Annotated in this window: 13 protein-coding genes; 4 read left to right on the forward strand and 9 right to left on the reverse strand. The window is 60.3% G+C overall.

Features of this window, described 5'->3' with window-relative positions; translation table 11 throughout:
• The 5 genes from ACQZ5G_RS23625 to ACQZ5G_RS23645 all read right to left on the reverse strand — a co-directional run.
• On the reverse strand, positions 1 to 735 hold a 735-nt coding region (locus ACQZ5G_RS23625), incomplete at its 3' end, for a dihydrodipicolinate synthase family protein (protein ID WP_448742684.1).
• Positions 732 to 2,375, reverse strand: coding sequence for an ABC transporter ATP-binding protein (locus ACQZ5G_RS23630; protein ID WP_448737809.1), 1,644 nt, complete (start codon positions 2,373 to 2,375; stop codon positions 732 to 734). The genes ACQZ5G_RS23630 and ACQZ5G_RS23625, both read right to left, overlap by 4 nt.
• Positions 2,368 to 3,291 (reverse strand): ABC transporter permease, encoded by a 924-nt coding sequence (locus tag ACQZ5G_RS23635; RefSeq protein WP_448737810.1) that lies wholly within the window; start codon positions 3,289 to 3,291, stop codon positions 2,368 to 2,370. The genes ACQZ5G_RS23630 and ACQZ5G_RS23635 overlap by 8 nt, the downstream gene beginning before the upstream one ends.
• A 15-nt stretch (positions 3,292 to 3,306) precedes the next feature.
• On the reverse strand, positions 3,307 to 4,221 hold the full coding sequence (locus tag ACQZ5G_RS23640; protein WP_003506052.1) for an ABC transporter permease: 915 nt from the start codon (positions 4,219 to 4,221) through the stop codon (positions 3,307 to 3,309).
• Between the two features lie 76 nt (positions 4,222 to 4,297).
• The gene (locus tag ACQZ5G_RS23645; RefSeq protein WP_448737811.1) at positions 4,298 to 5,806 is read right to left on the reverse strand and encodes an ABC transporter substrate-binding protein; all 1,509 of its coding nucleotides are present in this window, start codon (positions 5,804 to 5,806) and stop codon (positions 4,298 to 4,300) included.
• Between the two features lie 323 nt (positions 5,807 to 6,129).
• On the opposite strand from ACQZ5G_RS23645, the gene ACQZ5G_RS23650 reads away from it, so the two are divergent.
• The 3 genes from ACQZ5G_RS23650 to ACQZ5G_RS23660 are packed head-to-tail and all read left to right on the forward strand — an operon-like array spanning position 6,130 to position 9,403.
• Complete coding sequence (locus ACQZ5G_RS23650) at positions 6,130 to 7,326, forward strand: sialidase family protein (protein WP_448737812.1); 1,197 nt, start codon at positions 6,130 to 6,132, stop codon at positions 7,324 to 7,326.
• A complete protein-coding gene (pdxA, locus tag ACQZ5G_RS23655; protein ID WP_448737813.1) occupies positions 7,323 to 8,279 on the forward strand; it encodes a 4-hydroxythreonine-4-phosphate dehydrogenase PdxA in 957 nt (318 codons plus the stop codon). The genes ACQZ5G_RS23650 and pdxA overlap by 4 nt, the downstream gene beginning before the upstream one ends.
• Entirely contained in the window at positions 8,276 to 9,403 is a 1,128-nt protein-coding gene (locus tag ACQZ5G_RS23660) for an iron-containing alcohol dehydrogenase (protein WP_448737814.1), read from the forward strand. Before pdxA ends, ACQZ5G_RS23660 begins: the two co-directional genes overlap by 4 nt.
• A 47-nt stretch (positions 9,404 to 9,450) precedes the next feature.
• Here ACQZ5G_RS23660 and ACQZ5G_RS23665 read toward each other — a convergent pair whose 3' ends face one another.
• The 4 genes from ACQZ5G_RS23665 to ACQZ5G_RS23680 all read right to left on the reverse strand — a co-directional run bounded on the left by ACQZ5G_RS23665 (position 9,451) and on the right by ACQZ5G_RS23680 (position 14,243).
• Complete coding sequence (locus ACQZ5G_RS23665; RefSeq protein ID WP_003519630.1) at positions 9,451 to 10,158, reverse strand: FadR/GntR family transcriptional regulator; 708 nt, start codon at positions 10,156 to 10,158, stop codon at positions 9,451 to 9,453.
• 4 nt (positions 10,159 to 10,162) lie between these two features.
• Complete coding sequence (locus tag ACQZ5G_RS23670; RefSeq protein WP_448737815.1) at positions 10,163 to 11,203, reverse strand: four-carbon acid sugar kinase family protein; 1,041 nt, start codon at positions 11,201 to 11,203, stop codon at positions 10,163 to 10,165.
• Positions 11,204 to 11,436: 233 nt separating this feature from the next.
• Positions 11,437 to 13,680, reverse strand: a complete 2,244-nt coding sequence (locus ACQZ5G_RS23675) for a polysaccharide deacetylase family protein (RefSeq protein WP_448737816.1) — start codon at positions 13,678 to 13,680, stop codon at positions 11,437 to 11,439.
• A gap of 173 nt (positions 13,681 to 13,853) precedes the next feature.
• Positions 13,854 to 14,243 carry an acyl-CoA thioesterase gene (locus tag ACQZ5G_RS23680; protein ID WP_035260778.1) on the reverse strand — a complete coding sequence of 130 codons (390 nt, stop codon included), beginning with the start codon at positions 14,241 to 14,243 and terminating at the stop codon, positions 13,854 to 13,856.
• Positions 14,244 to 14,377: 134 nt separating this feature from the next.
• On the opposite strand from ACQZ5G_RS23680, the gene ACQZ5G_RS23685 reads away from it, so the two are divergent.
• Positions 14,378 to 14,611, forward strand: coding sequence for a hypothetical protein (locus tag ACQZ5G_RS23685; protein ID WP_078052121.1), 234 nt, complete (start codon positions 14,378 to 14,380; stop codon positions 14,609 to 14,611).
• Positions 14,612 to 14,635 lie beyond the last annotated feature (24 nt).

The following is a 14,635-nucleotide window of genomic DNA, read 5'->3' on the forward strand; positions in this document are numbered from 1 at the left end:
GTAGAGATCGGTGCGGAAGTCGGCGTAGATTGCCTGCTGACGTTCGGCCTCGGTGATGTCGCCGGCGTTGAAAGCATTGAGAATGCCGGCAAGTACATCCGGCAGCGCGTTGCCGAGGCCGGAAATGCAGCCTGCCGCCCCGTTCTGCAACGACCAGAGAACGAGGTGATCCGGGCCGGAATAAACCTCGAAGCCGGGCATCTCCTTTGCCACCTGAAGATAGGCTTCGAGTGTCTGCTGAGCACCGCCGGAATCCTTGATGCCGGCGATATTGCCATGGGTGGCGAGTTTGCGGGCGGTTTCCGGCTCTATGTGGTTCTGGGTGCGGGCGGGAATGTCATAGAGATAGACCGGCGTTTCAACAGCGTCAGCCACCGTCGAGAAATGGCGGATCAGGCCATCCTGCGTGCAGGCGATGAAGAAGGGGGTGATGACGGCAATACCGTCGACGCCGATGCGGTCGAAGGCTTTGGCCAATTGCAGGGTTTCGAAAGTGGCGGGCATGCCGGCATTCACGATGACTTTGGCACGACCGGCAACTTCGTCCACCACCTCTTCGGTCAGCCGGATTTTTTCCTCATGCGTCAGCGCGGTGAAATCGCCATTGGTGCCAGCGCACATGATGTTGTTGCCGGCCGCCACCTGGCGGCGCACCTGTGCGCGGGTCGCTTCGTAATTGATGGTTTCGTCCTCGTTGAAACAGGTGACGAGCGCGACGAAAGCTTGTTTACTCATGAAAGAACTCCGCTTGAATTTGCGATGGCGTCGCCGGCAACGGCCGGATGGCGCTGAGATTGCATATCGGGGTCGGGATCGAGGCTCGCAGATAGAAGGGCACGGGTATAGGCCTCGCGCGGCGCTTCGAACACCTGTCGGACGGTGCCGAACTCCACCACCTCTCCCCGCTGCATGACCATGACGTGATCGGCAAAATCCCGAACCACCGGCAAATCATGCGCGATGAAGATGAAGGAAAGGCCCATTTCGCGGCGCAGCTTGTCCAGCAGCGCGATAACCTGCGCCTGAACCGAAACGTCGAGCGCCGAGACCGCCTCGTCGCAGATGATGAGCTTCGGTTCCAGCGCCAATGCGCGGGCAATCGCAATCCGCTGCCGCTGGCCGCCGGAGAACTGGTGCGGATAACGGCGCATATGTTCCGGCGAGAGACCCACCTGATGCAGCAATTCCGCAACCCGCTCACGCCATCTTACCTTGGGCAATATCTCCGGATGGATGACCCAGGCCTCGGAAATCAGCTGAAACACCGTCATGCGCGGATTGAGCGACTGGGTAGGATCCTGAAACACCATCTGCAAATCGCGCCGCAGCGCAAAGAGTTCGGCAGGCGGAAGCTTGAAGAGGTCGCGGCCCTTCCACAAGGCGCTGCCCGCATCCGGCTCGTCGAGGCGAAGTAGAATACGCGCCAGCGTCGATTTGCCGGAACCGCTTTCGCCGACGACCGCAATGGTTTCGCCTTCCATGAGGTCGAAGGAAACGCCCTTCAGCGCCTCGAAGGCGCCGTAACGCTTGCGCACATCACGTACGCTGAGCAGCGCTTCGCCCGCCGCCTGCGGCTCGTGCATGTCGCCCCTGCCGGGTGCTGCGCTGATGAGCTTGCGGGTATAGGGGTGCTGCGGATTGCGATAGACCTCGCGCACCGTGCCGGCCTCGACCAGAACACCCTTTTCCATCACCACCACGCGATCGGCGATTTCGGCGACAACACCGAGATCGTGAGTGATGATGAGCACGGCCATGCCGGTTTCCCGCTGCAATTCCTTAAGCAGCGAAAGCACCTCGGCCTGCACCGTCACGTCAAGCGCGGTGGTCGGCTCATCGGCAATCAGGAGATCGGGCCGAAGAGCCAACGCCATGGCGATCATGACGCGCTGGCGCTGGCCGCCGGAAAATTCATGCGGATGTTTTTTCAAGGCCCCGTCCGGGTCGGGAATGCCGACGCGGGCGACAAGCCGCCTCGCCTCCGCTTCGGCCTTTGCCTTGTCCATGCCGTGGGTGGTCATCGCCTCACGGATCTGCCAGCCGACGGTATAAACCGGATTGAGGTGGCTTAGCGGGTCCTGAAATATCATAGCGATGCGCCGGCCATTGATCTCGCGGCGCGCCTCGGCCGGCATGGTCAGAAGGTCCTGGCCGTCGAGCAATATCTGGCCGCTGCTGATATGCCCGGGCGGCATGTCGATGAGGTTCATGATGGCCGAGGACGATACCGACTTGCCCGAACCGCTTTCGCCGAGGATGGCCAGCGTTTCGCCACGGTCGATATGGTAGGAGATATCCTTCACCGCATGGACGACACCGCTTGCGGTGTGGAACTCCACGGAAAGGTTGCGCACGTCGAGAAGATGGTCAGCCATGCTTGCGGCCTTTCATTTCCAGCCGCCAGCGCTGCACGGGATCAAGCGCGATGCGCAGCCAGTTGGAAAGCAGGTTGAGCGACAGGGTGGTGAGAATGATGGCAAGTCCCGGCCAGAAGGACAGCCACCAGGCATTGGTGAGATATTGCCGCCCCTGCGAAATCATCAGGCCCCAGGTGATTTCTGGCGGCTGAATGCCGATGCCGAGGAAAGACAGCGCGCTTTCCGCCAGCATTACATAGGCGAAATCGAGCGTGGCGAGCGTCGTCAGCGTCGGCAGCACCACGGGCAGGATGTGGCGGAACAGGATGCGCTTGCCCGATGCGCCCATGACCCTTGCAGCCTGCACGAACATGCGTTCGCGCACCTCCAGCACCTCCGCCCTCGTGGTGCGGATGTAAACGGGAATGCGGGTGATGGCGAGAACCAGCATCAGGTTGAGGATGGAGGAACCGAGCAGATAAAGCACGATGACCGCGATCAAGAGCGACGGGAACGACATGATAATATCCGCGAGCCGCATGATGATCTGGCCGACACGGTTGGAGGAAAAACCGGCGATCAGCCCGAGCACGGTGCCGGTGATGGCGGAAAGAAGCACCGCACCGGCGGCGATCATCATCGTGTTTTGCGTGGCGGCGACAATGCGCGCGAGAAGCGAACGGCCGAGCGCATCCGCCCCCAGCCAGAAATACCACTCGCGCTGCCAGTCGAACGGGGCGAGATTGCGCCCGCGCAGGTTCTGTTTCGTCGCCAGATCACCAAGCCAGGCAGGGCCGACAAAAGCGAGGATAACGACGATCATGAGAAAGATCGCGGCGCAGAGCGCGAATTTATCCGCCCACAACATGCGCAGCATGCGCGTTGCGAAGGACGGCTCGGCAATGATCTCGGTGTCGGCGCTGGAAAGGCTCATGGCTGAACGGCCTCCTCAGTGCCGGATACGCGGATCGAGGAGCGCATAGGCGATATCGATCAGAAGATTCATCAGGAAGATTGCCAGCGCAGTCACGAGAATGGCGGCCAGCACGACGTTGAAATCGCGCTGCAGAATGGAATCGATCATCAGCTTGCCGACGCCGGGAAAACCGAAGATCGTTTCGACGATGACGGCGCCATTGAGAAGGCTTGCCGCCTGGTCGCCAATGACGGTGATGACCGGCAGCATGGCGTTGCGCAAGGCGTGAATGAAGATGATCGGACCCGACTTCACGCCCTTGGCGCGCGCCGTTTTGACGTAGGCCGAGGACAAAGCGCCGATCATCGAGCCGCGCACCACCTGCACGATAATGCCGAAGGGGCGCACGAACAGGACCGCGATCGGCAATATCCAGTGCAGCACGGAACCGGTGCCCGACGTGGGAAGCCAGGCGAGATTGACGGAGAAGACGACGATAGCGACAATCGCCAGCCAGAAATCCGGAACGGATGCACCAATGAGCGAGATGCTCGAGGCCATGCGATCGAAAAAGCCGCCGGAGCGGAAAGCCGCAAGCGAACCGACGACGATGGCGGCGGTGGTGACGAGCGACATGGTGATGACTGCAAGCCACAGCGTCCAGACGAAAGCCTCCAGCACCACATCCAGCGCCGGGCGGGCTTTCCTGAGCGATTCTCCAAGATCACCCGTCATCACATCGCCCGCATAACGCAGGAACTGCACCATCAGCGGATCGTTCAACCCGTGCAGCGCCCGAAACTGCTGCTTCAACTCTTCCGAAGCCTCGACCGGCAGAAACAGCGCGGCCGGGTCCCCTGTCAGGCGCGACAGGAAGAAAACCATGACGATGAGGCCGATCAGGGAGATCAGGCTTGCAACGGAACGTTTTCGGATGAAGCTCAGCATGGTTGCCTCCGGTTTTTCAATGCGGCGGCGAAGCTTTCGCCGCGCCGCCGCTTCTTAGTTGACAAGACGCGGGGTCTTATTTGATGCCGATTTCCGAAAGCTGCAGCATCGAGTTGCTGGCGATGGTGGGCTTGAAGTCCAGCCGTTCCGAGACGCGGGAGAAGCCGACCATGTGGAACAGCAGCACATCCGCCACCACATCATCGTGCAGATAAGCGATGAGTTCCGACCAGAGCTTGGCGCGTTCGTCACCCACGGCTGCGGATGCACGTTCGATCAGATCGTCCACCTTCTTATCCGAGAAGCCGGACTGCGTGCCCTTGGTCGCGTATTTGAAGAACATGGTGAAGGACGGGTCGCCCTTGGAATTGTCGTGCATGGCGGCAACGATCTGCGGTCCACGGCCTTCCTTGAAGGGCTTGGAGTAATAGCTTTCGTGCTCGGCCACTTCCACGAATTTCAGGTCGATCTTGAAGCCGACATCCTGCAATTGCTGCTGGATCGCCTCCATGATCTCGGTGACGTTGGGGAAGTTAGCGGTACGCGCGATGATGGTGATCGGCGTATCCACCTTCACACCGGCAGCCTTGGCTTCCTCGAGCAGCTTCTTTGCGCCCTCGGGGTCATAGGGGAAGACCTTGACGTCGGGGTTCCAGCCAAGCGTGGTCGGCGGAACGAGTGCGGTGGCCAGCACGGCGCCTTCCGGAACCAGCGTGCCGAGGAAGGCCTGCCGGTCGATGGCAAGGTTGAGCGCGCGGCGCACCCGCACATCGTTCAGCGGCGCAATATTGTGATCGAGACGCATATAGACCGTCTCGCTGTCGAGATAGGAAAAGTCGGTCTTCGTATTGGTAGCGTCGAGCTGCGAAATGGAAGGCGAAAGATCGGCTTCGCCGGTCTGCACCATGGCGGCGCGAACCGAAGGGTCGGCGCGGAAAAGATAGGTCGCTTCCGTCACCTGCGGCTTGGCGCCCCAATAGTCATCGCGTGCGGTGAGGACAATCTGCTGGCCCGGTGTCCAGTTGGTCAGCTTGTAAGGCCCGGTGCCTACAGGCTCGCGGATGAATTCCATCTTGGTTTCTTCGGGAACGATCGTGACGAGCGACATCAAGAGCGGCAGAATGGGCTGCGCCGGTTCGGTCTTGAAGTCGATCGTGTGATCATCGACGATAGACGGGGTCACCGTCATGCCGCCGAAATAACGACGGGACTCGCAGGCGTTCTTGTCGCTCATGATGCGTTCGAAGCTGTGCTTGACGTCCTTGGCATCGAATGCCGTGCCGTCGGAAAACTTCACGCCTTCACGCAGGTGGAAACGCCAGCTTCCATCGGCATTCTGTTCCCACTTCTCGGCAAGGCGCGGCTGAACGCCCTTCTTGCCGCGCACATCGAGCTCGGTCAGCGTCTCGCTGACATTTTCCATGATGATGCGGCCGATATTGGAGCGGGTGGCCATGCAGGGCTCAAGCAGATCCGCCTCTTCCGCCAGCACGATCTTGATCGGCCCCGATGCCGCAAGCGCCGGCGAAACCGCGGCGCTGAGGGAACCCAAGACCAGGGCGCCCGCAATCAATGACTTCTTCATTCCGTTCTCCTCCCAGATTCAGAAATTCAGCAACATGGCGGCGCGCCGCAAGGGGCATCTGAAAAATCCCCGTCTCCTGCATTGAGGAGCATGACATGCGGATGATTGTCTCCTCCACCCGTAAGCAGAGCATCGACGTTATCGCATTTTTTGTCAATTTATTTTTCGAAGGCAATTTTTATTCAAGCTAAATTCATTAATTTTATTATTTAAAAACAATAGTTTAATTCAAAAAATCAAAAATAGAAGATCCTCTTTTTTCATCAAATAAACTTGACAACTTTTTGAATATGTCATTTTCATCGGAACAAGAGGAGACCACGATGACCCCTGATGACATCGCTCACGCCATGACCGGAGCCATCCATGCCGTGTCGGAAGACCGGCAGGAAGCGTTCCTGCCGTCGCCCATGATCCAGAACCATGCGAGCTTCCTGCACCTTCTGGATGACGGCACCCTGCTCTGCGCCTGGTTCGGCGGCACGCTGGAAGGAAAATCGGATATTTCGATTTTCGCATCCGTGCTGACAGCGGGTGCAACCCGCTGGGGACCGCCGCAGCGCCTGAGTCACGACCTCGCCCATTCCGAACAGAACCCGGTCCTCTTCACCGCGCCGGATGGCGTTCTCTGGCTGTTTCACACAGCCCAGCCCTCCGGCAATCAGGATGAATGCCGCATTCGCATGGCGCGAATCCACCGCGACGCGACTGCACCGGAGAAGCTTATTTCCGACGAAGGACGTTTTCTCGATCTCCCGCAGGGCTGTTTCATCCGCGCGCCGCTGCGCGTCCGCGATGACGGCGCCTGGCTGCTGCCGATCTTCCGCTGCATCCAGCGCCCCGGCCAGAAATGGAACGGCAGCCACGATACGGCAGCGCTCGGCATATCCACGGACGATGGTGCAACTTGGCAATTGCAGGAGTTGGAGGAATCGACTGGCTGCGTGCATATGAGCCCGGTCGCTGTAACGAGTGGGGACTACGCCGCCTTCTTCCGCCGCCGTCAGGCCGATTTCGTCTATCGCACGGAAAGCGCCGATGGCGGCCGCTCATGGTCAAAGCCGCAGCAGACCGATGTGCCCAACAATAATTCCTCCATTGCGGTCATCAGGCTCAACGATGGCAGGCTGGCCATGATCTGCAACCCCGTCAACGCCGCGCAGTCAAGCGACCGCCGCGCCTCGCTTTATGACGAGCTGGGAGAGGAAGACGACAGGCCTGATGCCGATCCGAGCGGCGGCTGTGTGCCGGTGTGGGGCGTGCCGCGCGCGCCGGTTTCGATCTGCCTGTCCGATGATGACGGGCGCAGTTTTACCACCCGAATCCTGATCGAAGACGGACCGGGCACCTGCCTTTCGAACGATTCGACCGATGGGCGCAATCTGGAAATGTCCTATCCGTGGCTTCTGGAAGCGCCGGACGGTACGCTGCATGCAAGCTACACCTATCATCGCCGCGCAATCAAATATGTCCGGCTGGCGCCCGGCTGGGCTAACGAGAACGACGGGAGACAAAGATGAGCAACGTCATTGGCATCACCATGGGCGACCCCTGCGGCGTCGGCCCCGAGATCACGGTGCGGGCGCTCGCAGAAATGTCCGCCCCGGATCGCGCGGCGACGCGGATTTACGGCAACCTCGCCACGCTGGAAGCGGCGCGGGATGCACTCGGCGTTGATATCGATCTTTCTCAGCACACGGTCGACCTGCCCGTGGAGGGCGCGCCGCTGCCCTGGGGTACATTGTCGCCAGTGGCCGGAGACGCCGCTTTCCGCTTTATCGAAAAGGCCGTTCGTGATGCCGAAGCGGGTGCAATCGGCTGCATCGTCACCGCGCCGATCAACAAGGAAGCCCTGAATCTCGCCGGTCACCATTATGACGGGCACACCGGCATGTTGCGAAGCCTCACCGGCTCCTCGGCGGCCTATATGCTCCTCGCCTCGGAACGGCTGAAAGTCATTCACGTTTCCACCCATGTCTCCCTGCAGGAGGCCATTCGCCGGGCGACGACGGAGCGGGTGCTGGCAACCATCCGCGCCGGCAACGCGCATCTGAAGCGCATCGGCTACGAGCGGCCGCGCATCGCGGTTGCCGGCATCAACCCCCATTGCGGTGAAAACGGCCTGTTCGGTACCGAGGATGACGACCAGATCGCACCGGCGGTCGCCGCCGCACGCGCCGAAGGCATCGAGGTGCAGGGGCCTATTTCCGCCGACACCGTGTTCCACCGGGCTTATTCCGGCGCTTTCGATCTCGTCGTCGCGCAATATCACGATCAGGGCCATATCCCGATCAAGCTTGTCGCTTTCGACACCGCCGTCAATGTCTCCGTCGATCTGCCGATAGACCGCACCTCCGTCGATCACGGCACGGCTTTCGATATCGCCGGCAAAGGCATCGCCAATCACGGCAACATGAAAGAGGCGATCGCCTATGCGCGCAGGCTCGTGGCAGGCAAGGGCACGAAAGGATGAGCACCATGTCCACAGCTTCCATTCTCATCCACCAGCCACGCAGGCTTGGGGTTGGTGCGGGCACCATTTCACAGGTCGGCGCATGGGCCGGGAAAACCGCCTCCACCCTGGTGATCGCAACGCCGCTCACGGCAAAATTCGCTGACCGGCTGCAATTGCAGGGCCCTTTCACGATCTTCGACGCCATTCCCGGCGAGCCCGACACAGCAACGCTCGATGCCGCCCTTGCCGCGGCGCGCGCTGCTCAACCCGATCTCGTCATCGGCCTCGGTGGCGGTTCGGTAATGGATGTGGCGAAGCTGGTCGCTGCCCTCTGGAATTCCAGCCAGTCGCTTGAAGACGTGGCCGGGCCGAACAAGGTTGCCGGGCGCGACACACGGCTGGTGCAGATCGCCACCACCGCCGGCACCGGCTCGGAAGCCGGCATCCGCTCGCTCATCACAGACCCGATGAAAGGCAGCAAGATCGCGGTCGAAAGCCCTCATCTGATCGCGGATTTCGCCGTGCTCGATCCGGAACTCACCTATTCCGTCCCATCAGCCGTTACGGCGGCAACCGGGGTGGATGCCATGGCTCATTGCGTCGAAGCCTTCACCAACCGCAAGGCCCATCCGATGATCGACGGTTTCGCGCGCATGGGCTTTGCACTGGTCGGCAAATATCTGGCGCGCGCCGTCCGCGACGGTGCGGATACTGAAGCGCGGGAAGGCATGATGCTCGCCTCCTATTATGGCGGCATCTGCCTCGGCCCGGTCAATACGGCGGCCGGCCATGCCATCGCCTATCCGCTCGGCACGCTTCTCAACCTGCCGCACGGGCTGGCGAACGCCATCGTGTTTCCGCATGTTCTGGCCTTCAACCAGCCTGCGGTTTCGTCGAAGACGGCGGAAGTGGCGGGAGCGCTCGGGCTTCGCGAACACCTTGCGCCTGACGATCTGCGCAAGGCGGCGACGGATTTCTGTGCCGAACTCGGCATCGAAATGTCACTCGCACGGCACGGCGCGACTGAGGCCGACCTTCCCCGCTACGCTGAGGATGCGCATGCCATCCGTCGGCTGATGGACAATAACCCCGTCGAAATGAGCGTCGAGGACGTGCTCGGCATTTACCGCCACGCCTTCTGAGCAAAAATCCGGTGCGCGGACGCGCGCATCGGTCTTCGGTAATCCGCTTAATCCGTGTGCGAAGATTCGAACAGGCGGTCGCGCGATCCGGTCAGATGCTGGAGCATCAACTGGCGCGCCGCCTCTGCGTCCCCATCGGCAATCGCCTTTGCGATTGCCTCATGCTCGGCGAAAACACGCGTCAGGCCGGATGCCTCCCGCTTCACCGACATGCCGTGGAACTTCATTCCCATTGCAATATGGTCCTTGAGCGCTTCCATCGCGGTGGAGAAATAGCTGTTTCGCGCCGCCCGCGCGATGGCGAGGTGGAACTGATAATCGGCATCCTCGCGGTGGGACTGGCGATTGGTCGCATCCCGCATCAGTTCGAGCGCCTTCCGGATCGCCGCAAGCCTCTCGCCATCGTGCCGCAAGGCCGCCGCAGCCGCCGCAGCCGGCTCCAGCGTCAGCCTGAATTCGTAACAGTTGAGAAGATCAGCAACGTTTTCGAGTTGTCCGAAGCCGAGCGGCTCGCGCAGGCCAAAAGCCCTGACATAGCTGCCGGAGCCTCTGCGGGAATAAATGAACCCCTGCTCGCGCAGCCGCCGCAACGCCTCGCGCACGACAGGTCGCGACACTTCGAATTCCATGGCGAGTTCATGCTCGGTCGGCAGCCGCTCATCCGGCTTGTAGGCGCCGGATTTGATCGCCCGGTGCATTCTCTCGAAAATAATGTCCGGAAGTGCCTTGCGCGCCGTTTCTTTCATCAGCCCCATCTGGTCAGCTCTCTCCAGCGTCATTGTCGCCAAGCATCATTTTCGCGATCCGTTTCAACGTGTCAGCTTGCCCAAAACCGCCGGACTTCGCAATGATGCATTGATCTCCCGACCAGCCGACCCCGAGACCCGGCAGGCATTCGCCGGCGAGACGCAAACGCGAAACGCCCATGGCCCGAAGCACTGCCTCTGCCGTGGCTCCGCCCGATAACAGCAGCCTTGCCGCCCTGGTGGTAAGATGCGGCACGACGCCCTCCGCCAACCGGTCTGAAACCGCAAGCGGCGACAGATTTTCCTTACCCTGCGTCGCTTGAACCAACGTCAGACCGGCACCGTCATCGGTGTGGCGGGGCATGACGCCATTCGGCGCCTCTACGATCGAGACAGGCCCAACGCTTTTGAGAACGTCAATCTGCTCCACCGTGATCGGATCGCGAGACCCGATGACAAAAAGCCCCCTGCCGGGTGGAATGATCGCGGCCTCTGGAACAGCCTGCGCCGTCATCGCTTCAGCCAGCGCCTCGGCAAGCCCACGCGCGCCAACCAGAAGATCGGCCCCTTCCGCCTGCGCGGCGGCAAGAGCTTCCCTGATATCGCCCTGTGATCGCGTGTCGGGTATCGTGCAGCGGCCGGCATGTCCGCCCAGCCTTTCATGAACCGGAATGGCAGCTTCGACGCCAAAGCCGGAAACGGCTCCGCCAGTAACGACGCGTCCGAAATCCGGAATGGCAGGCGCGACAAGCGCGTGCCGATAGGAAATCGCATCCATTTCCGCCGCAATATGCCCTTTCAGGCGGGAATCGATCTTCTTGAAAAGGACAGCATCGGCCGGAACCAGCCTCAGCAGTTCCTGCGTGCGACGCCGGGCTTCATCCGCTTCGCCATCGCGGCAGCCAAGATTGACGCTGAGGACGGCAGGCGCATCCGCCAGCGCCGCACGCACACCGTCAAGCCCTATCGCAACCTCGGTCGCCAGCCCACGCCCGGCAAAGGGAGCGGCGGCGTCGAGCGCTCCGGTCAGATCATCGGCAAAAATCAGCAGCACAGACGAGGCCTTCATAAAAGTTGTAATGTTTTACGTCGATAAATTTATTTATAATCAATAGATAAATGGATGTGAATAACAAAAATTATGGCGCAGCCTTTCGGACTGGCCAATCGACCGCAAAGAGGCTCAAAGGACGAGAAAAGAAATCGGAAACGGCAAAAAGAAAACGCCAAACGCGGGCGCAGCCATATATGGCGAGACGGCCGAGGGATGGCGAACGAACAATGTCGCTAGATGAACCGGAAAGGCAGGCCCGAGATGAGCGCCTTGACGAAGCGCTTTTTCTGAAAGCGTCCATTCAGCGATACACGTGGCAACTGCGTCGGCTTTTCAAGGCTATGGGAACCGATAACGCCAGCCTGCGTGGTCACGGCTGCGGAAAATCCTGCATCGTGAACCGCTTTCGCTTCACGTTCTCCCACGGCCTTTACCCAGCCATAGGGATAGGAAAAGGACCGTGGCCGATGGCCGGCATAGGCTTCCACCCGGCACGTCGATTCCGCAATCTCATAAGCCAGACGCGCCGCATCTACCTTACGCATATTCACATGCGTCATGGTATGCGCACCGAAATGCACCAGAGGGTCCTGCGCCAGCGCCCTGAGCTCATCTTCATCCATGACAAGTTCGTCCACGATCGCGATGGGATCGACGCCATGCTGCCTCGCGACACGATCGATCCTTTCCACCGCCTCGTCCTCCGAAAAGTTCTGGACGAAATCTTCAAGCCGCGTGAATGCCTCCGCTTTCTGCGAAGGGCTGGCGCATGCCACCTGCTCCGGCCCCGCCCCGAAATCGAATTCGAACGACGCGGCTTTCTGCGTCAGGGCAGCAGCGGTCTCCCACCAGAGGCTGCGTGTTCGCTCCACAAAACCCGGCGTGATGAAAATCGTGTAGGGAACGGCATATTTACGGAAGATCGGCGCGGCATAGTCGGCATTGTTTCGATAGCCGTCATCGAGCGTGAAGGCGCAGAACGACCGGCCCTCGTGATTATCGGCAAGCAGAGCCGGCAGATCGTGCAGATGGACTGGAACAAGACCGCATTCGAGTGCGGCCTGTATCGCCTCTTCCAGAAATTGCGGCGTGACGGACAATTGCACATTGGGTGCGAAAACCGAAACAACCCCTCCGGGGCGCACATGATGAAGCGTAAAGATTACGCCACGACCGGCGAAAGACGGAAATGCCGAACGGACGGCCGGGAGAGAACTCACCTCCAGCCCCGTCCTTATAGCCCCATATTTCACAAGGCGTTTTATCGGCTGAAAGAACATCCTCCCCGATTGTCCTGATGTCAGGCCGGGAAGAAGGCGTTTTCTCACGACTCGCGAGACCGTCAGCGGCAGATCGATCAGGCCCGGCAAGGGATCGTTCGGCGCAAAGGCGGCCCAGCTGCGGATATTGCCCAGAGAAGCGAAATAGTCGCCGATTTTCGCCTGCCCCCTCCGGGCCAATATGAAGGCGGCAACGGCATCGCGGACAAGATAGGACCAGGAAACGCCCTGCCGCACATTGCCGGGCTGGCCGACCGGCTCGCCATTGGCGACCCGCCATAGCAGGGAGCCGAGGTCGATGCCCGCTGCAGAGCAAAGGCCAAACCATGACCATGGGCGCGGATTGACATCGAGAAGCTTCAGTTTCCCGTCCCGGCCGTCGAGCTTGAATTCCGCCTCGACCAGCCCGCTATGGCCGGCCGATTTCAGTATTTTTCGGGCCGCGTCCACCGCTTGTCCGTTGTCGACGACCTCGACGCGGGTGCTGGTATAGCCGAAATCGACAGGATATTGCCGGGCGCGCCGAGCGGTGAATTCCGCGACCGGCTCTCCCTTAAGCCACAGCGCCGCGTAGGAGAACTGGCTTTCTCCCCCGCCCGGAATGAGTTCCTGTACGACGACATTGCCGGCGCCGATCTCTTCACTCGCATCGGCAAAAGCCGTTTTCAGAGCATATCGGTCATCGGCGCGAATGACTTTCGCCCTGGCGATGGTGGTATCTCCACCGCCCATATTCGGCTTGAGAATGACGGGAAACAATATGTCCAGCGTATCGATGTCGGCGGCCGATGCCAGCGCATAGGTTCGCGGAATACTGACGCCAAGTTCCGCGGCGCGCTGGTAAAGCAGCGGTTTTTCGCAGAGCCATTGCAGCGCGGTCCAATCCGGCAGGATGATTTTGTAGAGCGAGGACAGTTCCTCACGATGCTGCGCAACGAGCTGGACCTCTCCGTCGCCGGACGGCACCAGCAGACAGCCCTTCAAACCATGCTTGTCGGCCATTTGACGCAGGAACGGCAGTGCCCCGGCATCATGCGGGCCGGCCCAGCGGATTGTTTTCCGCACGAAACGCGACCAACCCGGCAAAGGGGAATCGTGGGTGAGGTAATAAACAGGCACATTCAGGGCGCCGAGGCTTCGGGCAAGGGCGAGCGTGCCGTGAGCGCCGCCGACAATAACAACACCTGGAATGGTCAAAGCCTGATCCCCGTCCTATTCCATATCTTGATCGCAAAAATTGATAAATAAATTGGATATTTCTAAAGTATTGAGCGGTCGGATATCGAATTGCGAAAGATCCGAAACGCCGATGCTTTTAATCTTTCGCAGGCGCTTCGGAATTGCTTTGAAAAGAAAATGAGGATGCCGCCTCACGCCTCCTTGCGGACGGGACGCGGATCGCCGTTGTCGTCCACCGCGACCATGATGAAGACGGCCTCCGTCACCTTTTCGCGTGAATCCTGATAGTGCCTGCGGGTCCAGGCCTCGATCTTCAACGTGACGGAGGTGCGGCCGATCTTTTCGATTTTGGTGTAGACACACAATGTATCGCCGATCTTGACCGGCTTCTTGAAGACGATCTCATTGACTGCGACGGTGACAGTGCGGCCGCCGGCCACATCATTGGCGCGGACGAAAGCGGCAAGGTCCATCTGCGACATGACCCAGCCGCCGAAAATATCGCCGGCCGGGTTGGCATCGGCGGGCATCGCTAGCGTTCTGAGCGTGAGTTCCATATCGGCGGGCGGTTGCTGGTCCATGTCTCAAAGTCCTTTCACAAGCCTCCCGCTGCCGGACTTAAACAACCGCACCCCATCCGCCAATAGCCGATTTGTCGCGGCAGCCCTTCCAAAACAGCAAGGAATCACAGAGCCATCGTAAGCTTCGGTTAACCATGATGAGGCACGATTCCAAAAAACGCGAGGGCGTGCGAATGGCCTATGACTGGAGTGGAAACAACACAATACAGCAGCGCTACGACCGTATCGTCCTGGCGGTCGCCAGCGTCGTCGCCATCAGCCTGGCGACCGGCACCCTTGCCCTGCGTTCGCAGGTGGAGCCGGACACCACCATAAGCCTTGCCAAACAGCAGCGGCTCGATTCGGACAAATGGCATTTGCGGCTCTAGTCCGCTCGGATCAGCCCGATATCC

Source organism: Agrobacterium sp. 22-214-1 (assembly GCF_053522465.1).